The organism is Sphingomonas sp., assembly GCF_036387595.1.
Classification (GTDB): Bacteria; Pseudomonadota; Alphaproteobacteria; order Sphingomonadales; family Sphingomonadaceae; genus Sphingomonas.
In genome coordinates this window covers 22063-44673 of record NZ_DASVTL010000115.1, presented here as the reverse complement: position 1 = coordinate 44673, position 22611 = coordinate 22063, and the positions used below count along the sequence as shown (strand labels likewise).

At 67.3% G+C, this 22611-nt stretch carries 18 protein-coding genes, 1 other RNA gene and 1 pseudogene; 6 read left to right on the top strand and 14 right to left on the bottom strand.

Annotation, left to right across the window (positions count from 1 at the left end):
- Window positions 1–124 (top strand): annotated as a pseudogene (locus VF643_RS13700) (IS630 family transposase); the annotation flags it as partial.
- Window positions 125–257: 133 nt separating this feature from the next.
- Here the strand turns inward: VF643_RS13700 and VF643_RS13695 are convergent.
- Window positions 258–2744 (bottom strand): ABC transporter permease, encoded by a 2487-nt coding sequence (locus VF643_RS13695; RefSeq protein ID WP_331043940.1) that lies wholly within the window; start codon window positions 2742–2744, stop codon window positions 258–260.
- The gene (locus tag VF643_RS13690; protein WP_331043939.1) at window positions 2741–3427 is read right to left on the bottom strand and encodes an ABC transporter ATP-binding protein; all 687 of its coding nucleotides are present in this window, start codon (window positions 3425–3427) and stop codon (window positions 2741–2743) included. Before VF643_RS13690 ends, VF643_RS13695 begins: the two co-directional genes overlap by 4 nt.
- Before the next feature lie 20 nt (window positions 3428–3447).
- Here VF643_RS13690 and VF643_RS13685 point away from each other — a divergent pair, with 20 nt between their 5' ends.
- Window positions 3448–4098 (top strand): arylesterase, encoded by a 651-nt coding sequence (locus tag VF643_RS13685; RefSeq protein ID WP_331043944.1) that lies wholly within the window; start codon window positions 3448–3450, stop codon window positions 4096–4098.
- Window positions 4099–4123: 25 nt separating this feature from the next.
- Here VF643_RS13685 and VF643_RS13680 read toward each other — a convergent pair whose 3' ends face one another.
- The 8 genes from VF643_RS13680 to VF643_RS13645 all read right to left on the bottom strand — a co-directional run bounded on the left by VF643_RS13680 (window position 4124) and on the right by VF643_RS13645 (window position 12595).
- Window positions 4124–6940, bottom strand: coding sequence for a TonB-dependent receptor (locus tag VF643_RS13680; RefSeq protein WP_331043938.1), 2817 nt, complete (start codon window positions 6938–6940; stop codon window positions 4124–4126).
- A gap of 88 nt (window positions 6941–7028) precedes the next feature.
- A complete protein-coding gene (locus VF643_RS13675) occupies window positions 7029–7403 on the bottom strand; it encodes a Rieske (2Fe-2S) protein (RefSeq protein WP_331043937.1) in 375 nt (124 codons plus the stop codon).
- Entirely contained in the window at window positions 7400–8680 is a 1281-nt protein-coding gene (gene hmgA / locus VF643_RS13670) for a homogentisate 1,2-dioxygenase (RefSeq protein ID WP_331043936.1), read from the bottom strand. The genes VF643_RS13675 and hmgA overlap by 4 nt, the downstream gene beginning before the upstream one ends.
- Window positions 8681–8819: 139 nt before the next feature.
- Entirely contained in the window at window positions 8820–9890 is a 1071-nt protein-coding gene (gene hppD, locus VF643_RS13665; RefSeq protein WP_331043935.1) for a 4-hydroxyphenylpyruvate dioxygenase, read from the bottom strand.
- Window positions 9891–9955: 65 nt separating this feature from the next.
- Window positions 9956–10480 carry an NUDIX hydrolase gene (locus VF643_RS13660; protein WP_331043934.1) on the bottom strand — a complete coding sequence of 175 codons (525 nt, stop codon included), beginning with the start codon at window positions 10478–10480 and terminating at the stop codon, window positions 9956–9958.
- Window positions 10477–11148 (bottom strand): TPM domain-containing protein, encoded by a 672-nt coding sequence (locus VF643_RS13655; protein ID WP_331043933.1) that lies wholly within the window; start codon window positions 11146–11148, stop codon window positions 10477–10479. Before VF643_RS13655 ends, VF643_RS13660 begins: the two co-directional genes overlap by 4 nt.
- On the bottom strand, window positions 11148–12008 hold the full coding sequence (locus VF643_RS13650) for a TPM domain-containing protein (RefSeq protein ID WP_331043932.1): 861 nt from the start codon (window positions 12006–12008) through the stop codon (window positions 11148–11150). Before VF643_RS13650 ends, VF643_RS13655 begins: the two co-directional genes overlap by 1 nt.
- A gap of 5 nt (window positions 12009–12013) precedes the next feature.
- A complete protein-coding gene (locus tag VF643_RS13645; RefSeq protein WP_331043931.1) occupies window positions 12014–12595 on the bottom strand; it encodes a LemA family protein in 582 nt (193 codons plus the stop codon).
- 105 nt (window positions 12596–12700) lie between these two features.
- Between VF643_RS13645 and mscL the strand changes: the two genes are divergently transcribed.
- Window positions 12701–13219 (top strand): large conductance mechanosensitive channel protein MscL, encoded by a 519-nt coding sequence (gene mscL, locus VF643_RS13640; RefSeq protein WP_331043943.1) that lies wholly within the window; start codon window positions 12701–12703, stop codon window positions 13217–13219.
- A gap of 103 nt (window positions 13220–13322) precedes the next feature.
- Here the strand turns inward: mscL and VF643_RS13635 are convergent, their stop codons facing one another.
- Window positions 13323–13754, bottom strand: coding sequence for an Rrf2 family transcriptional regulator (locus VF643_RS13635; protein WP_331043930.1), 432 nt, complete (start codon window positions 13752–13754; stop codon window positions 13323–13325).
- A gap of 42 nt (window positions 13755–13796) precedes the next feature.
- Here VF643_RS13635 and ssrA point away from each other — a divergent pair.
- Window positions 13797–14137, top strand: a transfer-messenger RNA (tmRNA) gene (ssrA, locus tag VF643_RS13630).
- Between the two features lie 516 nt (window positions 14138–14653).
- Here the strand turns inward: ssrA and VF643_RS13625 are convergent.
- Entirely contained in the window at window positions 14654–16714 is a 2061-nt protein-coding gene (locus tag VF643_RS13625) for a transglycosylase domain-containing protein (protein ID WP_414713869.1), read from the bottom strand.
- Window positions 16715–16803: 89 nt separating this feature from the next.
- Here VF643_RS13625 and VF643_RS13620 point away from each other — a divergent pair, with 89 nt between their 5' ends.
- On the top strand, window positions 16804–17796 hold the full coding sequence (locus tag VF643_RS13620; protein WP_331043929.1) for a LacI family DNA-binding transcriptional regulator: 993 nt from the start codon (window positions 16804–16806) through the stop codon (window positions 17794–17796).
- Window positions 17797–17816: 20 nt separating this feature from the next.
- Here VF643_RS13620 and VF643_RS13615 read toward each other — a convergent pair whose 3' ends face one another.
- Window positions 17817–18863: a YeiH family protein gene (locus tag VF643_RS13615; protein WP_414713868.1), complete on the bottom strand. Its 1047-nt coding sequence runs from the start codon at window positions 18861–18863 to the stop codon at window positions 17817–17819.
- An 84-nt stretch (window positions 18864–18947) separates the two neighbouring features.
- On the opposite strand from VF643_RS13615, the gene VF643_RS13610 reads away from it, so the two are divergent.
- Window positions 18948–20180: an MFS transporter gene (locus VF643_RS13610; protein WP_331043928.1), complete on the top strand. Its 1233-nt coding sequence runs from the start codon at window positions 18948–18950 to the stop codon at window positions 20178–20180.
- A gap of 38 nt (window positions 20181–20218) precedes the next feature.
- Here VF643_RS13610 and VF643_RS13605 read toward each other — a convergent pair whose 3' ends face one another.
- Complete coding sequence (locus VF643_RS13605) at window positions 20219–22555, bottom strand: TonB-dependent receptor (protein ID WP_331043927.1); 2337 nt, start codon at window positions 22553–22555, stop codon at window positions 20219–20221.
- Between the last annotated feature and the right edge of the window lie 56 nt (window positions 22556–22611).

Genomic DNA, 22611 nt, shown 5'->3' with positions numbered 1-22611 from the left:
GATGCGAAAGGCAGCCGAGCGATCCCACGAGGCGACATGGCGCCGCGTCGGCACACTCCTCGATACATTCTCCGCCTCAGAATGCCGAAAATATCTCGTCAACTCCGGATACGGGTCAGCCTGATGTCATCCGACTCTAGGATCGCGCTGCCATCTTTGCTCATCCGTCATGTCGGACTTGTTCCGGCATCCGTCGAGCAACGGACCGATGCGCTTGCGCATCATGGATGCCGGACCAAGTCCGGCATGACGAAACCCTAACCCGCGCGCAGCGCCTCGGCGGGGCGGACGCGCAGGGTGCCTATGTTGCCGAGCACGCCGACCGCGATCGTCACCGCGACCGATGCGGCGATGGTCGCGGCGATGGTGGCCCAATCGGGTGCCCAGGGCAGCGCGAACACCCGCGTCACGACATACCACGCCGCGCCCGCGCCGACGGCGAGCGCGACGCCGGTCAGGACCGCGGCGAGCAGCGCATATTCGATCGCCTGGACGCCGAGCACCTGCGCGCGGCGGGCGCCGACCAGCTTGAGGATCACCGCGTCGGCGCGGCGTTCGCGCGCGGAGGCCGCGACCGCGCCGACGAGCACCGCGATCCCCGCCGCCACCGTCACCGCGGCGGCGACGCGGACCGCGAGCGCGACCTTGCCGAGCAACTCGCCGATCTGGCCGATGACGTCGCCGACGCGGATCATCGTCACCGAGGGCAGCGCGGTCGCGACCGCGCGCGAGACCGCGCCGTCGCTGGCGGGCGGGGCATAGACCCCGGCGAGCAAGGCATGCGGCGCCTCCTCGATCAGACCGGGCGAGAAGACGATCGCGAAGTTGAGGCCGAGGCCGCTCCAGTCGATCCTGCGCAGCGCCGCGATCCGCGCGCGCACGTCGACGCCCAGCACCGCGACGGTGATCTCGTCGCCGATCTTCAGGCCCAGCGCCTGTGCCGCGCGATCCTCGATCGAGACGAGCGGGGGGCCGCGATAGTCGCGCGGCCACCAGCGGCCGGCGACGATCTCGTTGCGCGGCGGGACTGTGGCGGCCCAGGTGATCGTGCGGTCGCCGCGCAGCACCCAGGCGCCTTCGGGCAGGGTCTTCATGTCCGCGACCCGGCGGTTCCCCAGCGCTACGATCGAACCGCGCAGCGACGGCGTCGTCTCGATCCGCGCGGCCGGGGCAGCGGCGGCGACGGCGCGGCGGAAGGCGGCGGCATCGTCGGGCTGGAGGTCGATCGCGAAGAAGCGCGGCGCCTTGGCGGGGGCGGTGCCGGTCATCGCCGCGCCCAGGCTGGTGTCGATCGCGGCGAGCGCGACGAACAGCGAGAAGCCGAGGCCGAGCGCGACGACCAGCCGGTCGGTCTGCGCGCCGGGGCGGTGGAGGTTGGCGAGCGCCAGGCGCAGCAACGGGCGGCGCGGGCGCGGCAGCGCGGCGAGCGCGCGGCGGATGCCGAGGCCGATCAGCCAGAGCAGCAGCACCAGCACCGCGACCGCACCGACGAAGCCCAGCGCCAGCAGGCGGTCGGCGGCGGTCAGCACCGCGAGCGCGACGAGCGCGGCGAGCAGGGCGAGCATCGCCGCGGCGACGCGCCATGTCGGCACCCGACGCTCGGCCAAGGCGTCGCGCAGCAGCGTGGCGGCGGGGATCGCACGCGCGCGGGCGAGCGCGGGGAGCGCGAACAGCAAGGCCACGAGCAGTCCGAGCGCGGCGGCGGTGGCGAGCGGCACGGGATAGATCGCGAGGCGCGGCATCACCGGCAGCGCGCCGCCCGCGACCCCGGCGACCAGCCACGGCACCGCGACGCCGAGCGCCAGTCCGGCGGCGATCCCGGCGGCTGCGACGAGGCCGAGTTGCGCCAGGAACATCGCCGCGATCGTCGTCGAGCGGGCGCCGAGCACCTTCAGCGTGGCGATGATCCGGGTCTTGCCCGCGAGATAGCCGGCGACGCCGCTGCCGACCCCGACCCCCGCGATCGCCAGCGCGGCGAGGCCGACGAGCAGCAGGAACTGGCCGAGTTGCGCGATGCCGCGGCGCAGGCCGCCCGCGGCGCGATCGGTGGTGCGCGCCGACCAGCCGGCGCTGGGGAAGCGGCGTTCGAGGCGTTCACCGATCGCGGCGGCATCAGACCCGCCGGGCAGCGCGATGCGATAGCGCGCTGCGTAGAGGCTGCCGGGCTGGACGATCCCGGTGGCGTCCAGCCCGGCGAGATCGACGATGGCGCGCGGCCCGAGCGAAAAGCCTTCGCCGAGCGCGTCGGGTTCGTCGGCGATGACCCCCGAGACCGTCAGCCGCGCGCTGCCGACACGCAGGGCATCGCCGACGCGCAAGCCCAGGCGATCGGCGAGCGCGGGGGCGACCGCGACCTGCGCGCCGCGCGGGCGGGCGCCGCGCGCCATCGTCAGCGCGCCGACGAGCGGCCAGCGGGCGTCGACGCCCTTGAGGTCGATCAGGGCGGGGGTGCCGCCGCCGGCCGGCTCGGCCATCGCGCGCATCGTCACCGTCTCCGACACCCTGCCGGTGGCGGCGAAGGCGGCGGTTTCCTCGACGGTGGCGCGGCGTTGCGAGACCCGCATCTCCAGGTCGCCGCCGAGCATCCGGCGGCCCTGCGCATCGAGCGCGGCGATCATGCTGGCCGACAGACTGCCGATCCCGGCGAGCGCGGCGGTGCCGAGGAAGAGGCACAGAGCGAGCAGCAGCAGCCCGCGCCCGCCCCGCCGCAGATCGCGCAGCGCGAGCCGCCAGGCGAGGCTCAAGCGCTGGCCCTGTCGCTGGTTCTGTCGCTCGCGATGCGGCCGTCCGCCAGCGTCACGATGCGGGCGCAGCGTGCGGCCAGGCTGGCGTCGTGGGTGATGACGAACAGGGTGGTGCCCGCACCGGCATGGCGCGCGAAGATCAGGTCCATGATCGCATTGCCGGTGGCGGCGTCGAGATTGCCGGTGGGTTCGTCGGCGAAGATCAGCGCCGGGCGCGGCGCGAGCGCGCGGGCGATCGCCACGCGCTGCTGCTCGCCGCCCGAGAGTTGCGCGGGGTAATGGCCGGTGCGGTGCGACAGCCCGACCACATCGAGTTCGGCGCGGGCACGCGCGAAGGCGTCCGCCTCGCCCGCGAGTTCGAGGGGGACGGCGACGTTCTCCAGCGCGGTCATCGTCGGCAGGAGGTGGAAGGCCTGGAGCACGATGCCGATCCGCGATCGGCGTGCGGTGGCCAGCGCATCCTCGTCGAGCGCGGCGAAATCCAGGCCGGTGACTTCGACCGACCCTGCGCTCGGCCGTTCGAGGCCCGCGAGCACCGCCATCAGCGACGATTTGCCCGACCCCGACGGGCCGAGCAGTGCGACGCTGTCGCCGGCCGTCACGTCCAGGTCGATGCCGTGGAGGATGTCGACGCGGGCGGGCGGCTTGCCGAGCGACAGCCGCACGTTGCGCGCGGCGATCACGGGTCTATGGATTGTGGATGATGGCACGGTCGATGCGATATGGGGCGCTTGCCCTGCTTGTCCACTTGGGAATTTGGCTGGCACCGGCGGGCGCGGCGGCGCCGCCGCGTGCAAAGCTGGTCTGGGCGTTCGGCGACAGCCTGGCGGCGGGCTATGGTCTGCCGCCGGCGCAAGGGTTTAGCGCGCAGTTGCAGGCGGCGTTGCGCGCGCAGGGCGTGGCGGCGGCGGTGCGCAACGGCGGCGTGGCGGGCGACACCGCGGCGCAGGGGCGGGCGCGGCTGCTGTGGGGTCTGCGCGGGCTGGGGCGGGCGCCGGACCTGGTGATCGTGGAACTGGGCGCGAACGACATGCTGCGCGGGTTGCCGCCGGCACAGGCGCGCGCGAATCTGGACCGCATCCTCGGCGAACTGCGGCGGCGGAAGATTCCGGTGCTGCTGGCGGGGATGCGCGCGGCGCCGAACCTCGGCCCGGCCTACGCGCGCGAGTTCGAGGCGATGTACCCGGCGCTTGCCAGGCGCCACGGCGTACCGCTCTATCCGTTTTTCCTGGAGGGCGTGGCGGGCAAGCGCACGATGATCCAGCGCGACGGGCTGCATCCAAATGCGCGCGGGGTAAGGATCATCGTGCGCAACATCCTGCCGGCGGTCCGGCGTGCCCTGGGGCGGCGATAGATCGGCATCGCCGCCCCTCGCGACCTCAGAAGCGCGAGCGCAGCGTCAGGCCGTATGTTCGCGGCTCGGCCAGGAAGGTCGAGAAGATGGTGTTGGCGGTGGCGAAAGCCGGCGCTCCGAAAGCCTGGACCTGAGCCTGGCTGCCCGCGCCCTGGAACGGGGCCGAGAAACCAACCTGCTGGTAGTTGGTGTCGAGGATGTTCTGCCCCCACAGTTCAACTGCCCAGCGCTGGTCGGGGCCGCGGATGCCGATACGCGCGTTCATCAGGAAGAACCCGTCCTGGTTCTTCTCGACGAACAGATCGGACCCGGTGTTGTAGTCGCTGGTCATCCGCCCATCGACATAGAACAGGCCCGTAAGCCCCGATCCCAGATCCGGCGACCAGGTAGCCGATGAGGTGATCGTGTGGCGCGGTGCGTTGGCCATCTGGTTGCCCGAGAGCAGGAACAGCTGCGCATCGAGCGGTTCGCCCGCATCGCTACCCACCAGGTCGCGGGCATATTGGGTGTGCGCATAGGTGTAGCCCATGTTCACGTTGAAGTTGCGCGCCGGATACATGCCGGCCTCAATCTCCACGCCCTGCGTAACGACGCCGCGTTGTACCTTGCCGGTGCAGGCGCCGGTGGTCGAGGAATTGTCGCGATCGGCGCCATTCAGGCTGGTGCTGCATCCCCCGATGTTCTGCACGATGAAGTTCGCGCCGTTGAAGGTGTTCAGCTGGAAATTCGTGAATTCCGAGCGAAAGGCCGCGAGGTTGGCGGTAAATTCGCGGGAGGTGAATTTAACCCCGCCCTCGTAGGATGACACCGTCTCGGCGTCGAAGCGCAGGTTGCTGGCCGCAGCGGCGGTCGGGGTCACGAACACGGTGGTGCTGAGATCCGACCGGTCGAGGTTGAACCCGCCCGCCTTGTACCCGCGCGCGTAGGAGGCATAGAATAACAGCGCCGCGCTTGCTTTCCAGGACACGACGCCGGTGCCCGTGAACTGGCCTTCGTCGATTCCGTCCTTGATCGGCACCCCGGTGAGCGCCGACGTCGAATTGCCGGTGCAGGTCAGCGTGATGACGCCGCCCGCGAGCGCCGCCAGCGCCGGATTGGCCAGCAGCGGGCGCAGAGCTGCCTGCTGAGCGGGGCAGATGGTGTTGTTATTGTCGAACCGAGCGTCCAGTCGCTTGCGCTCGCTGGTGTAGCGCACGCCACCGGTAATGCGCAGGTTCTCTGTCAGCTTGAAGATGTTGTGGGTGAAGAAGGCGAAGTTGCGGCTGGTCTGGTCGTAGATGTCGCGCGTGCTGCCGATGTTGTTGACGGTGCCCAACCGGTCGATTCCGAGGCCCAGCAGGGTAGAATTGCCAACTGCCGCCGTCGGGGCGATGCCGGCAGCGATCTGGGCCTGGGTGAGGCCGCCGAGAACGGCCGCGCGCGCGGTGGTTCCGGGTGCGACCAGGTTCGTGCCGAGGCAACCTGGGCTGGCCGGATTCCGCAGGGCAGCGGCCGGGTTGATCGTCGCGACGATGCGGCATGAGGAGAACGCGCCATATTGGCTGCCGAACTGCAGATTGTCCGAGACCTGCAAATCCTCTTGCGCATAATAGCCGCCGACGAGCCAATCGAAGCGGCTGTCAAACAGCGATCCGCTGAGCCGGGTCTCCTGCGTGAAGGTGCGGAACCGGCGATAGGCTTTGCCGTCGTCGGGCCGGTAGCCAATATCAAGGCTACCATAGTCGATGTCGGCGGCCCCCCCCGCCTTGTATCCGCGATAGGCGGAGATCGAGATCAGCTGCATGTTGCCGATGTTCCATCCTACCCGCGCCGACACGCCATAGTCGGTGGTCAGGTTCGAATAGGCTCGCCCGAGCGTGTGGGCGGTGCGGCGGTTGTAGGGATCGCCATCGCTGGGCAGTACCCCGCCCAGGCTCTTGAAGACCGATACGACGCGGTTCTGGGCGGCGACGGCAAAGTCGCCTGCAACACCCGGCGTCGGATCGGTCTTCTCGCGCGTGTCGATATACACGGCGCCACAGCATTTCTCGTCGCGCCGCGTGTAATCGCCGAGAAACCGGATCGAGAAGTCGGCGGTCGGCTTGAACAGCAGCTGGCCCCGGACGAAATAGCGGTTGCGGTCGTTATAATCGGTATTGTTGACGACGTCGCGGTAGAAGCCGTCGCGCTTGCCGAAGACGCCGTCGATGCGGAAGGCGAGTACGTCGGTGACGATCGGCCCCGTCAGTGCGCCGGCCAGGCGAACCGCATTGTAATTGCCATAGGTCGCCTCACCATAGCCGCCGAAGGTGAAGGACGGATACTTGGTGTAGATGCTGATCGCGCCGGCTGACGAATTGCGACCCGACAGCGTGCCCTGCGGCCCGCGAAGTACCTCGATTCGTTCGACCTCGCCCAGATCGTTCAGCCCCGAGCCGGTGCGGCTGCGATAGACGCCGTCGATGAACACCGCGACCGAACTTTCCAGACCGGGATTGTCGCCCACCGTGCCGATCCCGCGGACGCGCGCGGTGGCATTGGCTTCCGACCCCGTCGAGGAGACGAGAAGCGAAGGCGCCAATTGCGTCATCTGGCGGATGTCGGTGGCGCCCGAATTCTGAAGCGTCGCCGCGCCGAATGCACTCACCGCGATCGGCACGCTGGACAGCCGCTCGGACCGGCGGGTGGCGGTGACGACGATGTCGGCGGTGTTGTTGGACGGCGGTGCCGCCGGCGACTTTGCCGTGGCGGTAGTGCTATCGGGCTTGTCGCGCGACTCTACTCCGCGCAGATCCTGACCATAAGCCGGTGACGCTGCCACGACGACAGCCGCAGCGGACAGCAGGTAATTTCTTTTACGCACGCCTTGCCCCTCAATCTTGACGAGCAAGGCTGATATGCATCAAGCTATGAGGATTGGTTAATGCGCGGGCGCTGACGCTCCTAAGTTATCAACGGGTCACGATCATGCCGTCGATGGTCGCCACCGGCCAGGCGATCAGCTTCTGCCCATGGCAGGGGCCGCCGACACACGCGCCGGTGTCGATTTCGAACAATGCGGCGTGCCAGCTACACGCGATAAGGTCGCCACGCGGGGTGAGATAGCCGTCGAGCACCTGGGCAAGTACAGGCCCCATATGCGGGCAGCGATCGACATAGCCAAATACCGCCGTGCCCCGCCGCACGACGAAACCGTGGAAGCGGCCGGCGCGCAGTTGAAGGACATATCCCCGCGCTGCGCCGTCGGCGATCGCGTCGAGCGGGCCGAGCGTCACGCCTGCGGGGGTGGCGGTCAGGCGTGTATCGCTCGCATTGGCGTCGCTCATCCAGGCAAGTTCGCCTTGGGAAAATCGGACCACACGTCGTCATAGTCGAGTTGGGCGCAGTCGAGCGCGAAGCGGGTCGGCTTGTAGGGCCAGCAACTCTCCAGCATGAACGCCATCGTGCCGTCGATCTTGTGCGGTTTCAATGCCGCGGCGGATGCGCCCTGCCAGCTGGCGAGATCGGGGCCGTGGCCCGCCATGAGGTTGTGCAGCGACAGGCCGCCGGGCTGAAACCCCTCGGCCTTTGCATCATAGGCGCCGGTGATGATGCCCATGGCTTCGGACATGACGTTGCGGTGGAACCAGGGCGGACGGAACGTGTCCTCGGCGACCATCCAGCGGGGCGGGAAGACGACGAAATCAGCGTTGGCGCGGCCGGGAACGTCGCTTGGGGACGTGAGAAGCGTGAAGATCGACGGGTCGGGGTGATCGAAGCTGATGCTGCCGATCGTGTTGAAGCGCGCAAGATCGTAGCGCCAGGGCGCCAGATTGCCGTGCCAGGCGACGACGTCGAGCGGGCTGTGGTCGAGCGTCGTCGTCCAGAGCGTGCCCATGAACTTCTGGATCACCTCGCACGGTTCGTCGCGATCCTCGAACCAGGCAATCGGGGTTTCGAAGTCGCGCGGATTGGCGAGTCCGTTCGCGCCGATAGGCCCGAGATCGGGAAGGCGGAAGAGACTGCCGTGATTCTCGCAGACATAGCCGCGCGCGGCGCCATCGGGGAGGAGGGCGCGAAAACGAATGCCGCGCGGGATCAGCGCGATTTGACCGGGTGCGATCTGGATGCGACCGAGTTCGGTCAGGAGTTCGAGGCGACCCTCCTGGGGCACGAACAGAAGTTCGCCGTCGGCGTCGAAGAACACCCGGTCGATCATGTCGCGGTTCGCCGCATAAAGGTGAAGCGCAACGCCTTCGAGATCGGCGGGATCGCGGTTTGCCAGCATCGTCGTCATGCCGTCGATCAGGTCGGTGCCCGGCGCTGTGTCGGCGATCGGATCCCAGCGCAGGCGGTTGGGGGAAAGCGGTTCGTCGATGGTGCCGGGAGCGAACCGCTTTGCCGCCTCGTAACGAACGAACGGCGGATGCTCGGCCGTAGGGCGCATACGGTAGAGCCACGAGCGGCGGTTCTCGTGTCGGGCTGCGGTAAAGGCGGTGCCGGAGAGTTGCTCGGCGTAGAGGCCGAACGGCGGGCGCTGAGGGGAATTGCGGCCGATCGGGAGGGCACCGGGGACGGCTTCGGTCGAGACGTGGTTGCCGAAGCCGGGAATGTAATGGGTCATCGTTCTCTCCTTCTTCCCTCTCCCTTCGGGAGAGGGGCAAGGCGCTTTAGCGCCGCGGGGTGAGGGCGGCCGGGGGCCGGATCACCCTCACCCTTCCGCCGCTTCGCGGCTCCCTCCCTCTCCCGGAGGGAGAGGGATTTTACGCGTCGACCGTTATCACCCCGCGCCTGATCTGATCCAGCTCGATGCTCTCGTACAGCGCCTGGAAATTGCCGTTGCCGAAGCCTTCGTTGCCCTTGCGCTGGATGATCTCGAAGAAGATCGGACCGAACATCGGCTCGGTGAAGATCTGCAGCAACAAGCCTTCGCTCTCGACGTCGCCGTCGATCAGGATCCGGTTCGCACGTAGGCGCGCGAGGTCTTCGCCGTGGTTCGGCACGCGCTTGTCGACAAGTTCGTAATAGGTCTCGATCGTGTCCTGCAGCTTGACGCCGCGCGCGCGCAGCTTCTCGACCGTGGCGTAGATGTCATCGGTGGTCAGCGCGAGGTGCTGAATGCCTTCGCCGTTATAATCGCGGATGAATTCCTCGATCTGGCTATGCTCGTCCTGGCTTTCGTTCAACGGGATGCGGATCGCCTTATCGGGGGCGATCATCGCCTGGCTGAACAGGCCGGTCGCCTTGCCCTTGATATCGAAATACTTCTGCTCCTCGAAGCCGAAGATCTGGCCGTAAAAGGCCGACCAGGTGCGCATCTGGCCGCGACGGACATTGTGGGTGAGGTGATCGAGCAGGTCGAGGCCGACATTGTTCGCGGCCTCGGCTTCGGCGGCGCCGGGCACCGGCGTCCAGTCGTCGTAGAGCGAATTGCCCTCGCCGTGACGATCGACGAGGTAGAGGAGCGAGCCGCCGATGCCTTCGAGCACATGGGCGCCGTCGCCGAGGCCGCTGGTGGCGGCATCGGCCGGCCTGGCGCCGCGGGCGAGGGCTGCGTCGAAGGCGGCGCGGGCGTCGTGGACGCGGAAGGCCATGCCGTTTGCGGACGGCCCATGTGCTGCGGCAAAGTCGGCCGCCTGGCCGCTCGTCTCGCGATTGAGCAGCAGGTTGATGCGGCCTTGCTTGTAGCGCGTGACCGCCTTCGAAGGATGAGTGGACGCAGCGACGAAGCCGAATTGCTCGAATTGCGCGGCCATGCGGTCGGGATCGGGCGAGGTGAATTCGGCAAATTCGAAGCCGTCGAGGCCCATCGGGTTGACGTCCATATGATCCATCGCGCGCATCCTCGTGAAAGTATCGTCTGATACCAGATGGCGACGGTTCAAACTGGTGTCAATCGTTACCGGTTTGTGAGCAGGGAGGGGCCGAGCAGGAGCAGCACCTTGGCATCCACCGCGATTCCGGCTTCACGCCGCCCCGCGACGAAGGCGGGAACATCGGCCAGGGGAATGCGATAAACCGTGATGTCCTCATCTTCCTCGCCACCGCCTGCGCCCGTCCTGGTCAGCCCGGTGGCACGGACGAGGTCGAACGCCTCGGACGTCATGCCGGGGGAGGAGTGGAAGGTGCCGAGCCGCTCGACATGCGCGGCGCGATAGCCGGTTTCTTCCTCCAACTCGCGGTTTGCGGCGGCTTCGATGCTTTCGTCCGCGTCGGTATCGCCGACCAGGCCGGCGGGAAGTTCCAGGCAGATGCGGCCGAGTGGCGCGCGATATTGTTCGATCAGCAGGACATGGCCCTCGTCGATCGCGACGATCACCGCCGCAGCGATGCCGTGGACGCGCTCGGCATATTCCCAGCGGCCCTGGGTGCGGATCGCCAGCCAGCGACCCTGCCAGGCGGTGGCGGGAGGCGTCCGGCTCACAGAATTATCAGCCGGTCGGGCAGTTCGTTGGTGTCGTCGTGGCTGCGCGGGAAGTGTTCGGCCAGGACCATGCCGATGCGGCTGACCGCGTCCGCCATGCCGTCCCCGGGGCGGCCGTCGCGCACCGCGACGATCAGCGCGGCCATCGCGTCACCCCACACGTCCGGTGAGACCTTCGAATGGATCGCGGCATCGGCGATGATCTCGGCGCGGTGCTCGGCCAAGCTAAGGTAGAGGAGGACGCCGGTGCTGGCGCGGGTGCGCTGTTCGGCGGCTGTACGGAACAGGGTCATCGCCTGACGACGCACCCGGCGCGCTTTCGTCGCATGCGGGGTGAGTGCCAGGCGCAAGGGGCCGAGGGCAAACAGGAGCCGGAACAGCAGGAACGCGACTGCCGCCGCGATCAGCGCGGTCGTCAGCGCGGCGCGAGCCGTGGGGGCTTCACTCCACGGGTCGGCAACGATCGCGTGAAGCGTCTCGACCAAGCCCGGCCAGGTCGCCAGCAGCGCGAGCGCCAGGAGCATGCCCAGCACCGCCCAATGGAGCGCGACGTCGTGATAGGCGTCCGACTGTCCGGCCACCACGGTCACGATCTCTCCGTCGGTCGTGGCCTCGGCCTCGGTAACCGCCGCGGTGACGCGGGCGTGGTCGGCTTGCGTCAACATCATTACCAATCCCCCGAAGCGCCGCCGCCACCGAAATCGCCGCCACCGCCGCCGGAAAAGCCGCCACCGCCCCAACCGCCGGAACTGCCGCCGCCGCCGCCGCCCCAGCTGCTCCCGCTGCCGCCTCCGCGACTCATCTCATTGGCGATCGACCAGAGGACGATCGGCAGGGCACCGCCCATGCCGCCCCCGCCGCCCCGATAGGCGCGGCCACGGGCGCTCTTGCCGCGGAAGAGCATCGGCACGACGACGGATGCCATGATTACACCCCAGAAGATCAGCCCGATCGGCAGGCCCCCGCCCGACGAACGGCGCCGTACATGATCCCGATCGAAGGCGACGACGGCGGCATCGGTGCGCGCCTTGGCTTCGTCGGGCGAGGCGCGCAGCTGTGCGACGATCGCGTCCGTGCCCGCGACGAGCGCGCCGGCGATGTCGTTGTTCGCTTTTAGTCGCGGCAGCATCTGGTCGCGGATGATCTGGCTGCTCAACGCGTCGGTGAGAAAAGGTTCGAGCCCGCGGCCAACCTCGATCCGCGGCCCGCGTTGTCCGGCCGGGTTGTTGGGCGCGACGAACAGGATCGCGCCGTTGTTCACGTCCTTGAGCCCGACTCCCCACGCGCGGCCGAGCCGATAGCCGTAATCCTCCAGCGGATACCCTTGCGTATCGCCGATCGTCGCGACGACGAGCTGGCGGTTGGTATCCTTCTGCAGTGCCTCCAGCTTCGTCGTCAGTTCCGCTTCGACGTCGGGTTGCAGCACGTTCGCGGCATCGACGACAAGGCCGGTGAACTTGGGGAAGGTCTGCGCCTGCGCGGACACGCCCGCGCAGAGCAGGACCAAGGCGGCCAGCCAGCGGAACATCGGCGTCAGCTGCCGTTCCCGAAATTGACCGTCGGCGCGGTGTCGGCCCCCGGGGTGGTCGCCTGGAACGGCACGAGCGGCTTGGCACCGTAGAAGATCTTGGCGCCGACCGCGTCGGGGAAGGTGCGGATGCGGGTGTTATATGCCTGTACCGCGCCGTTATAATCGTTGCGCGCGATGGTGATGCGGTTCTCGGTGCCCTCCAGCTGGCTCATCAGCGTGGTGTAATTGCCCTGGCTCTTCAGCTCGGGATACGCTTCCTGGAGACGCTGGAGCGACATCGTCACGGCGCCCTGCGCGCGCTGGAAATTGGCGACAGCGGCCGGATCGGTCAGCTGTTCGCCGGTCAACTGAACCTGGTTCGCGCCGGCACGCGCCTGGGTCACCTGGACGAGGATGTCCTTCTCCTGCGCCCCCGCCGCACGGACGGTCGAGACGAGATTGGGGATCAGATCGGCGCGGCGCTGATATTGATTCTGGACGTCGGCCCAGCGCGCCTTGGCGTTCTCCTCCGCGGTCGGCACGCTGTTGATCCCGCAGCCTGCAAGCACGATAGCGGGCACGAGAGCGAAAACGGAACGATGCATGGCGACGGGCCTCCTGGTGTCTGTGCTACCCATATAGGACAGCACGGGCGCTTGGCGAAGGGGTAATCGGCGGGTAGTTTTGGCGCGGTAATGAGGAGCGTTGCGTTGTTGAAGGAATTCAGGGCGTTCGTCATGCGCGGCAACGTGCTCGATCTGGCGGTGGCGGTCATCATCGGAGCGGCATTCGGCAAGATCGTCACCTCGCTGACCGACGACGTGCTGATGCCGATCATCGGCAAGATCTTCGGCGGACTCGATTTCTCCAGCTATTTCTGGCGCATGGGGCCGTTGCCGGCGAACTACGCGGGATCGCTGACCGATTATGCGGCGCTGAAGAAGGCGGGGGTGCCGCTGCTGGGCTATGGCGCGTTCGCGACGCAGGTCGTCAATTTCGCGATCGTGGCGTTCATCATCTTCATGCTCATCCGCACCGTGAACCGCACCGCGGCGCTGATCGAGCGCGAAGCGGCGCGGCTGCGGCGCGAGGAAGATTCCGTGGCGGCGCCGGTGGCGCCCGAGCCTGAGCCGGTCGAGATCGCGCTGCTGCGCGAGATTCGCGACGCCGTGCGCGGACGCAGCTTGTCCGATCCTCCCCGGAACGGGGAGGGGGACCGCTCGGCGTAGCCGAGGGGTGGAGGGGGCTCGCCGCACCAGGTTCGCTCGCGGATGGCCCCCTCCACCATGCCTGAGGCATGGTCCCCCTCCCCGCGGAGCGGGGAGGATCGGATTATGCCGCTGCCAGTTCCTCGACCGCGGCATCGGCCAGGCTGGTGCCGTCCAGGATGCGTGCGGTCTCGTCGCGCACGCGCATCATGGCGTGGCGGATCGCGCACGTCGCCTCGTCGTGGCAATCGCCACACGCGCGATATGCGGTGCGGCTCACGCAGGGAACGAGGGCGAGCGGCCCTTCGATCACGCGGATGATTTCGCCCAGCGAGATGAGGTGGGTGGGGCGCGAGAGGCAATAGCCGCCCATCTTGCCGCGGTGGCTGTGCAGGAACCCGGCTTCGCGCAGATCGGCGAGGATCAGTTCCAGGAACTTGCGCGGCACCCTGGCGGCGGCGGCGATGCGGGTCATCGGGATCGGCGGGCCGCCTGCCGGTGCCTCCGCCAGATAAAGCATCGCGCGCAGGGCATAACGGGAACGCTGAGTCAACATGATGCATCAAGCCATGCACGCCAAACGTGGCGAGGGAAAGGCGCTCTTTTCAATGCCTCGGCAAGCGCCTATATCGGTCGTGCCGGGGCAACCCGGCTATGGCGATAAACGTAGGCGTGCAATAGGCGCAGCGGACCCGGGGGCAGTACCCGGCGACTCCACCATCACCTGCCTTTCAGGCCGGTGTTGACGGGGTCGAACCAGGATCGACGTGTGTTGAAAGACGCTCTCTTTCGCTCGGAATGGGACCACCGCAACGGCCCATTACACAAGTGCCAACGATAACGAAGCACTCGCGATTGCGGCGTAACTGAGGGCCTCACGGCCTGAAGTTACTCCAAGATAGCGCGGTTGGACCGAACCGGGCAACAGAATCGGATTCCAGCGGTACGGGGAGCACCGGGCAACAGAAGCTCCCCACCAGCGATAGCAGGGACCAGGTGCACCTTGTCCGGGGGTAAAGCAGCGGGGGGCTTATTTTCAGGCGACTTTCGGCTGTCCGACGTTGCGCAGCCGCCGCGACGTTCCCTTCGCCGCCGTCGTCAATCGCGTTCGCTCAGCCCGAACTTGGTACACGGCACCCGCTCGCGTTGAACTCGGCCGGGTTTGCTCTCCCCTCCTTTTCAGGGGAGGATAATTGCACATGGCCCGGTCCGAGGATGCAAGATCACTGCTTCCCCGGCGGAGGCCGGGGCCCAGGCTGGCATACGTAGATGGCAAGGTTCGTCCTGACGTCGCACGACCTGTGCGACTGGGCCCCGGCCTTCGCCAGGAGGCGTGCGCCAATCATGGCGCATCAACTTCCAACCTCGTCGCGAACGACCCCGATCGGGAATCTGCCGTCCAGTCAATCTTTTGACCCATTTCCCGCTTCTTCACGCCACCGAGGAGGAGAAAGATCAATTCGGTGGTTCGTCCTCGTCCGGGGGCGGCGGGCCGTCCTCCTCTTCGTCACGGCGCGGTTCGTCGCGCTCGCCTGAGGGGCCGATCTGGATGCCGCCATCGGGACCGACCCGCAGATTGATGCCCAGACCTTCCAGTTCGGCGCCGTCGAACGAGCCTTCCTCGTTACCCAGCAGTGCGGGGTCGATCACTTCCTCGACCACCGGCGCGGCGACGGGCGCGATGCCGAGTGCCGACTGCATGAACGCGCGCCAGATGCGCGCGGGTACGGTGCCGCCGTGCAGGCCTGGATTGGGCGAATTGTCGTCGTTGCCGACCCATACGCCGACCACCAGGTCGTCGGCGAAGCCGATGAACCAGCCGTCGCGACTGGCCTGCGACGTGCCGGTCTTGCCGTAAGCCTTCACGCTGAGCACGGCCTCGCGCCCGGTGCCGCGGATCGAGGAATTGAGCAGCGAGAGCATGTTCTCACGAATTTCGTCGGGCATGGTGCGCGTGCCGCCGGTCAGCGAGCGAAGCCAGCTGCCGTCCTCGTCCTGCTTCTCTATACCGCGCGGCTGCACCGGGTAGCGCCCCGCCGCCACGGCCGCATAGGCTGCGGTGAGTTCGAGTAGCGATACCTCCGCGGTGCCGAGGCCGATCGTCGCTTCGTTCGCGATCGGGGTAGAAATGCCAAGGTCGCGCGCCGCCTTGATGACGTTGCGCACGCCCAGTTGCTGCGTCAGCCGCGCGGCGGCGACGTTGGACGAGCGCGCGAAGGCTTGGGCCAGTGTTATCTCGCCCAGATAGCGGCCGTCGTCGTTCTTCGGACTCCACCCTGCGATCTCGACCCGCGAGTCGTCTACGGTGGAGGACGGCGTCATGCCGGCGCGCATCGCGGCGAGATAGACGAACAGCTTGAAGGTCGATCCCGGCTGGCGCCGTGCCTGGGTGGCGCGATTGAACGGGCTTTTGGCATAGTCGCGCCCGCCGACCATCGCGACGATGCGACCGTCCGGACGCATCGCCACGAGCGCGGCCTGTGCCTGGCGCAGGCCCGCCGAGCGGATCGTGCGTTCGGCCGCACGCTGGAGCCGCGGATCGAGCGTGGTTTCGACCGTCGTCTCCGACTGTACCTCGCCCGCATGGTCGCGCGCGGCGGGCAGCACCCAGTCTGCGAAATAGGTGCCGCTCGGCAATTGGCCGGAGCGTGCGGGCAGCACGCGCTGCGGCTGCACGTCCTGCGCCTGCGCATGGGTGAGGAAACCGGCCGCTTCCATAGCCCCGACGACGACCGCCTGACGCGCGCGCGCGCCTTTCAGGTTGACGGTGGGTGCCAGGCGCGACGGCGCCTTGACCAGCCCGGCGAGCATTGCCGCCTGACCGATGTTGAGATTTTGCGGGGTGCGACCGAAATAGTGTTTCGACGCCGCGGTCAGCCCATAGACGTTGTCGCCGAAATAGACGTTCGAGAGATAGCGGGAGAGGATCTCGTCCTTCGTCAGCCACGCCTCCAGCCAGAAGGCGATCATCATCTCCCGGATTTTTCGCGCTGCCGTGCGATCGGAATTGAGGAAAGCGTTCTTGGCGAGCTGCTGCGTGATCGTGCTGCCACCCTGGCTCACCCCGCCGGCGCCGACGTTGGACCAGGCGGCGCGAGCGATGCCGCGCGGGTCGATGCCCCAATGCGAATAGAAGCGCCGATCCTCGATCGCGAGGAACGCCTCTCGGACGTGGCGCGGCAGCTTGGCTGCATCCACGCGCGCGCCGATGATCGCGCCGCGCCGCGCAATGGGCGTGCCGTCATCGGCGGTCAGCGTGATCGACGGCGGGGTAGGGGGCTGGAGCGAGCGCGAGAGTGGCGCGGTGACTGCGAGCCAGCCGATCGCCAGCACCAGCAGGACGATGAGCAAGCCCGTCCCACGCATGATCCAGCGCAGGATGCTGGTGCGGCGGGGCTTCGGCTCATCGCCCTCGACAGGCGCCCATTCGGACCAGTCGTCGGGGGGCGGCATGCCCCCGGTGAGCTCGAAGGGCTTCTCGCCCCCGGCGTAGCGGGGTCCGGACTCGAAATTCATGCGGTGTGTATTATCCTGCTACGACAGTTGCCGCAAGCGCCTGCGCCGTGGCACATGCCTATCATGCCGGAAACCACGGAGCGATAGGGTTGCGCGCCACCATCAAGGACGTCTCGGCAGCCGCGGGGGTGTCGATCAAGACGGTCAGCCGCGTGCTCAACAACGAGCGCTACGTCGGCGCGCAGACCCGCGAGCGGGTGCAGGCGGCCGTCGCGGCGCTGAACTTCCGCCCCAGCATGGCGGCGCGTTCGCTTGCCGGGCGGCGCAGCTTTCAGATCGCGCTGGTCTGCGACAATCCCAGTCCGCATTATCTCTTCGAAATTCAGGCGGGGGTGCGCGAGCGCTGCGAGCCTGAGGGCGTGCGGATGATCGCGCAACCTTATGACCGCGCATCGCCTCGGTTGATCGACGACATATTGGCGTTGGTCGATACCACCCAGGTCGACGGCGTGATCCTGACCCCGCCGATCACCGACCGCGACGACGTTCGCGCGACGCTTAGGCAGCGCGGGGTCCGCACGGTGCTGGTATCGCCCGGCGACGTCGGCGCGACCCCGTCCGCGCGGATCGACAACACGCGCGCCGCGGCGGTGATGACTCACCATCTGCTGGCGCTGGGGCATCGCAGGATCGGCTTCGTCGCGGGGCACCCCGATTATGCGGCGAGTGCGCAGCGTGCGGCGGGGCACCGCATCGCCTTGGCGGCGGCGGGGATCGCGGACGATCCTGCGCTGTTCGCGGAAGGCGCGTATGACTTTCCATCGGGCGCGCGGGCGGGCGGTGTGCTGCTCGAACTCCCCGAACCGCCGACCGCGATCTTTGCGGCTAGCGACGAGATGGCAGCGGGCGTGCTGACCGCGGCCCATGCGCGGGGGCTGCGGCTGCCCGACGATCTGTCGGTGGTGGGCTTCGGCGATGACGCGCTGGCCGGCTATGTCTGGCCGCCGCTGACGACGATTCGCCAGCCTACACGCGACCTCGGATGGCAGGCGGCGGACCTGCTGCTGACCCAGGTCGACGAGCGGCGTGAGATCGCATTCGAACTGGTGGAGCGGGGTTCGACGGTCGGGATCGGCATCTGACTTTCGTTCTTTCGCGCATCCTATCCGATCGCCAGCATCCCCGCGGCCAACGCCAGCGCGAAGGCAACGATCGTAGCCGCCAGGATCACGAGCAGCGGCCTCGGCCCCGCTTCCAGCAATTGCGACAAGGGCGAACGGATCGCGGTGGCCGTGACGGCCGCGGCGAGCAGGCCGGTTGCGATGCGCTCTGCCGACGTAGCGGCCAGCGCGGGCACGAGGCCGAGCGAGTTGACTCCGGCCAGCACGAAGAAGCCGACGACGAACCACGGGATGCCCGGACCCTTCGCGCCCGCCTCGCCGCGCGGCAGGAACAGCGCGACCACCGCAAGTACCGGGGCGAGCAGCGCGACGCGGGTGAGCTTGACGATCGTGGCAATCCCGCCCGCGGTATCGGAATAGGAATAGCCCGCGCCCAGCGCCTGCGCGACATCATGGATGGACGCGCCCAGCAGGAACCCGGCCCGCAGATCCGACAAGGCGAGCGCGTGGGCCGCGATGGGGTATAATACCATCGCAGTCGCGCTCATCGCCGAAATGCCTACGAGGACGAGGGTCAATTGCGCCTGGCTGGCACGCCTTTCGCCCAGCGTCGTCGCGAGCGCCATCGCCGCACTGGCGCCGCAGATCGCCACTGCACCCCCCGCCAGCGTGCCGAAGGCCGAATCAAATCCCAAGCGGCGCGCCACGATTATGCCGGCTCCGATTGTCGCAGCTACGATCGCCAACACACACAACAGCGCCACCGGGCCGAGCGAGGCGATCTGGCCGAAGGTCACGCGTACCCCGACCAGCACGATCCCCCAGCGCAGCAACGAGCGCGATGCAAACGCGAGACCAGGTGTGAGCCGCGTGTCTGCCGAAAGAAAATTGAGGGCCAGCCCGATGAGCAGCGCCATCAGCGTTAGCGGCGCGCCGTAGCGGTCGGAGATGAACCCTGCCGCCAGCGTGCCTGCCGCGACGATAGCCAGACCGGGCAGATAGCCGCGCCACGTCGACTTCGGACTCGGCTCTATATCGCCGTACAGGTCCGCGGCCATCGGCAGAATTCGGGTCTGGGTGACAGCCATGCGACCTCCTGTGTACGGTGACTAGACTAGCCGAAACGAGCCGCTTGTGACAACGCTGTCGCAAAACGAGGCGAGGGAGAGGATATGACTGCCAATCGGGGCCGCTGGGGGATCGTCGCGCTCGTTTTTTTCGCGATCATGCTCAATTATGTCGATCGCCAGATCCTGGCGTTGCTCAAGCCTACGCTCGAGGCCGAATTTCACTGGTCGGACGGCGACTATGCCAACATGCAATCGGCGTTCCAGGTTTCGGCCGCCATCGCTTTTCTCGGCACAGGTTGGTTCCTCGATCGCGTCGGCTTGCGCATCGGCTTCGCACTTGGGGTGGCGGTGTGGAGCCTTGCCGGGATGGCGCATGCCTTTGCCGGCGGGGTAGGGGGCTTCATCGCTTCGCGCATGGTATTGGGTGCCGCCGAGTCGATCGGCACGCCCGCGGTGGTCAAATCCGCCGCGACCTATTTCACGGCCAAGGATCGCTCGATCGCGCTGGGCATCGCGAACACCGCGCCCAATGTCGGTTCGATCGTGACGCCGCTGGCGATCCCGATCATCGCGGTCACCTTCGGCTGGAAGGCTGCGTTCCTGATCGCGGGTGGGCTGGGCCTTGTCTGGGTGGTCGCGTGGCTGGCGCTGAAACCCATGCCGGTGGCCGATAGCGGGGTGACCCCAGCACCAATCGCCTGGACCAGCCTGTTCGCCGAGCGCCGCACCTGGGCGATTGCGATCGCCAAGGTGCTGTCCGATCAGGTGTGGTTCTTCATGCTCGCATGGTTGCCCGACCTGTTCCATCGGATGTTTGGATTGCAGCAGGGCACCGTCGGGCTACCGGTCGCGCTGGTCTATCTGATGGCGGCGGCGGGCGCGTTGACGGGTGGCTGGCTGCCGACCCGCCTGATGGCCAAAGGCTGGAGCGTCAATCGCGCGCGCAAGACGACGCTGCTGATCTACGCCTGCCTCGTGCTGCCGGTGCCGCTCGTGATGGCAGTCGACAGCGCCTGGGCCGCGGCACTGCTGCTGGGGCTGGGGTTGTTCGCGCACCAGGGGTTCTCGACCAACATCTTCGGCCTAGCGACCGACCTGGTGCCCGCGCGCGCGGTCGGTTCGACAATCGGAATTGCTGCGTTCTTCGGCAACATGTGGTCGATCGGGCTGATCCAGCTTGCACCGGTGCTGCTTGCGGCGGGCTGGGGCTATGGGCCGCTGCTGGCAATCTGCTCGGTGTCGTATCTGATCGCGCTGGGGATCGTGCAGGTGCTGATCCCCCGGATCGTGGCGGTGGAGGATGACGGATCGGGCGCGGTGGCAATGGGGCATTGAACGAGGCTCCCCTCCCTTTCAGGGAGGGGAGAAGAAGATCAGAAGTTTACGCGCCCCGTGACGCCGTAATACCGATCGGCCTCGCGCGGGATGATGTAGCGGTAGCTGCCGCCGGGGCCGCCGCTGGTGATTGCAGCCGCAAAGCTCTGATCGAACAGGTTCTTGACCTGGAAGGTCAGTCGCGCGCGATCATTAGCTTCGACGATGCTCGCCGACAGATCGACCAACCCGTATCCGCGGATCGTCGCCGCGTCGCGAATCGCGGCGCTCACGTCGAGTTGCGAGATCTGCTTGGACTGGTACGAGCCCTGCGCCCCCAGCGCGAAGTCGACCCTACCGCCGGTGCGGATGCGGTAATCGGCGCCGAGCGATCCCTTCCACTTCGGCGCATAGCCAAGCGTCGTGCCCGGCGGGATTACCCCGGTCGTCACGCCGTTGGTGGGCACGCGGAACTGGTCGATATGCGCGTCGGTATAGGCGACGCCCCCCGAAAAGCTGAGATCGCGCACCGGCTGGAACAGCAGGTCCAGTTCGCCGCCACGTGTCGAGATGGTGCCCGCGTTGGTAAACCGCGTGACCAGCACGCCGGCCACGATGTCCGGGTTGTTTGCCTGGAAATTGTTGTACTTGGCATAATAGCCAGCGAGGTTGATGACCAATTTGCCGTCGAACAGCGTGTTCTTGAGGCCGACTTCATAGCTGTCGGCGGTCTCCGGCTCGATGACGTTGGTGCCGGTGGCGGTGAGATTGAAGAAGACGTTGAACGCCGGTCCCTTATAGCCGCGCGAATAGGTGGCGTAGGCGGTGGATTGCGGCACGACGTCGAACTGAAGCCCCGCCTTGCCCGACCAATTGTCGTTCGTCGTCTTCCCCGTGAACGGCCCGAAGCTGGGGTTGATGCCCGGCCCGGCGAGCGCGGTGACGCGCTGGTGGAACACGTTCAGCTGGTCGCTGGTGTAGCGTATGCCCGCGATGCCGCGGAAACGATCGGTGAAGTTCAAAGTGCTCTGCCCGAAAAAGGCGAGGTTCTTGAACACCGAACCGAAATTCGCGGTTCCCGTTGGGCGGGAGGCGAGCAGGATCGGGTTCGAGCACGGGGTGAGCGCCGGCACCGCGCCGGATGTGCAGGTGATGTCGTTGCGGGTGAACGTCCGCTCCGTCTCGGCGCGCGAGTAGAAGGCCCCGACGACGTAGCTGAAGAACTGGTCGGCGGGCGAGGTGATCCGCACTTCCTGGGTCAGCGTATTGCTGGTCTGCGGACCGATGTCGTGCAGTTCGTTGAACCCGGCATACGCCTGCGGCAGGAAATCGCCGTCGCGGATTTCGGTGTTGTCGTATTCGCGATAGGCCCCGATGTAGGTCAGCGTGTTGGCGCCGAGCGTCCAATCCGCCTGCGCCGAGACGCCCCAGCTCTTTTCCTCGGTCGCGGTGATGAGGTTCTGCGACACCTGGCGCGTCTCGTCGCCACGCGGCGTCGGCAGCACGGTGGCGGTGACGTTGTTGGGGAGCGTACCGATCGCCTCTGCACAGCAATCGTCCTTGCTCTCGCGATAGTCGGCGATCAGCGTCAGCACGAGATCGGGCGTCGGATCGGCGACGATCATCCCGCGCACACCGTAATGTTCGTAGCCGTTCACGCGCGTGTTGCTGCGCGCGACGTTGCGGATGTTGCCGTCATAGGTGCCGTAGAAGCCGGTGACGCGGCTCTTCACATGCTCGCCCAGCGGCAGGTCGATGGCGCCGCGGACGCGATATTCCTCGCCGTTGCCGAAGAAATAGCCGCCCTCAAGGTAGCCGCCGAGTTTATCGCCGGGGCGCCTGGTGACGATGTTGATGACGCCGGCAGACGTGTTCTTGCCGAACAGCGTGCCCTGTGGTCCACGCAGCACCTCCAGCCGGTCTATATCGACCAGGTCGCTGAACGCTTCGCCCGCGCGGCTGTAGACGACGCCGTCGACGACGGTGGAGATCGACGGCTCACCCGCGATCGAGAAGGTCGAGGTGCCGACGCCCCGCAGGAACAGCGACTGGTTGATCGCGGTGCCAGATTTGCGGAAGTTCAGCGTCGGCACCAGGTATTGCGCGCTCTCGATATTCTGCCCGCCTTTGGCGGCGATCGCGTCGCCCGAGATGACCGAGACGGCGACCGGCACGTCCTGAAGCCGTTCGGAGCGTTTCTGCGCGGTGACGACGATGTCGCCCGGAACATAGGCGCCCGGTGCATCGGCGGCCTGGGTGTCGGCGGGCTGGGTGTCGCCCTGGATGCCCGGCGCCTGGGTCGCCGCGCCGGTCGTGCCGGCGTCTTGAGCAAAAGCCGGGCTTGCGAGCATGCACGCGGCGGCGGCGGCGGTTCCCGCCAGTAGAAGCGCTTTCATCCTGTTCCTCCCTAAAATCCCATCTTGATGATGGGTTATGGATAGTGTCCCGCGTT

Excerpts from the sequence above, each read along its gene's own strand:
- hmgA (WP_331043936.1), bottom strand. The coding sequence starts at position 8,680 with ATGACCCATTACATTCCCGGCTTCGGCAACCACGTCTCGACCGAAGCC.
- VF643_RS13675 (WP_331043937.1), bottom strand. The coding sequence starts at position 7,403 with ATGAGCGACGCCAATGCGAGCGATACACGCCTGACCGCCACCCCCGCA.
- VF643_RS13625 (WP_414713869.1), bottom strand. The coding sequence starts at position 16,714 with ATGAATTTCGAGTCCGGACCCCGCTACGCCGGGGGCGAGAAGCCCTTC.
- VF643_RS13645 (WP_331043931.1), bottom strand. The coding sequence starts at position 12,595 with ATGCATCGTTCCGTTTTCGCTCTCGTGCCCGCTATCGTGCTTGCAGGC.
- VF643_RS13685 (WP_331043944.1), top strand. The coding sequence starts at position 3,448 with ATGGCACGGTCGATGCGATATGGGGCGCTTGCCCTGCTTGTCCACTTG.
- VF643_RS13650 (WP_331043932.1), bottom strand. The coding sequence starts at position 12,008 with ATGTTCCGCTGGCTGGCCGCCTTGGTCCTGCTCTGCGCGGGCGTGTCC.
- VF643_RS13635 (WP_331043930.1), bottom strand. The coding sequence starts at position 13,754 with ATGTTGACTCAGCGTTCCCGTTATGCCCTGCGCGCGATGCTTTATCTG.
- VF643_RS13655 (WP_331043933.1), bottom strand. The coding sequence starts at position 11,148 with ATGATGTTGACGCAAGCCGACCACGCCCGCGTCACCGCGGCGGTTACC.
- VF643_RS13610 (WP_331043928.1), top strand. The coding sequence starts at position 18,948 with ATGACTGCCAATCGGGGCCGCTGGGGGATCGTCGCGCTCGTTTTTTTC.
- VF643_RS13605 (WP_331043927.1), bottom strand. The coding sequence starts at position 22,555 with ATGAAAGCGCTTCTACTGGCGGGAACCGCCGCCGCCGCCGCGTGCATG.
- hppD (WP_331043935.1), bottom strand. The coding sequence starts at position 9,890 with ATGGATCATATGGACGTCAACCCGATGGGCCTCGACGGCTTCGAATTT.
- VF643_RS13615 (WP_414713868.1), bottom strand. The coding sequence starts at position 18,863 with ATGGCTGTCACCCAGACCCGAATTCTGCCGATGGCCGCGGACCTGTAC.